The 715-nt window shown below is 61.9% G+C and carries 1 protein-coding gene; it reads left to right on the top strand.

What is annotated here, in order from left to right:
* Window positions 1-58: 58 nt before the first annotated feature.
* A partial coding sequence (locus AC1DU6_RS33975; protein ID WP_477862810.1) for a metallophosphoesterase family protein occupies window positions 59-715 on the top strand: 657 nt, incomplete at its 3' end.

Here is a 715-nt window from a genome sequence, read left to right on the forward strand (position 1 = left end):
GGCGTGGCCAGCCTCGCGCTGGACAGGGAGTCTGGAAGATCTTGGTGTTCCTCATCGTTTGATCATTCCGACGCTAGCAAATGCCGCAGTCTTGATATGCGGCTACCTCGCCGGCGCATCGCTTGTCTGGGGTCTGGCCGATGCCCGTATGGCGCAGCCTGTTGATCTCGTCGCCTTCGATACAGCCCCGTCACACGCCAGGATCTGGCGTGTGGCTCATTTGTCGGACCTTCATGTGGTTGGCGAACGTTACGGTTTTCGCATTGAAAGCGGGCGCGCCGGGGCGCGGGGAAATGAGCGTCTGCAGCAGGTGATGGCGCGGCTGGCCGCCATTCACGCCGTTGATCCGCTCGACCATGTGCTGATCAGCGGCGATATGACCGATGCCGGACGGGCGACCGAATGGGCAGAGTTTCTGGACATCCTGTCGCGCTATCCGGACCTCGTCGCGCGCATGTTCGTGCTGCCCGGAAATCACGATATCAACATTGTGGACCGGGCGAATCCGGCGCGGCTGGATCTCCCGTTCAGTCCGGGCAAACGGTTGCGGCAGGTCCGCACGCTTTCGGCCATCGCTGCCATTCAAGGCGATCGTGCTTTTGTGGTGAAGGACGGGAAAGGTCATACAGCAACGCTGACCGACGCGTTGGTACCGTATCGCCGTCRGATGGCGGATTTCGCAGATCTCGGCGGCCTGCAGCGTGCAGCCCGGTTG

This window comes from Roseateles sp. P5_B10, assembly GCF_056400485.1.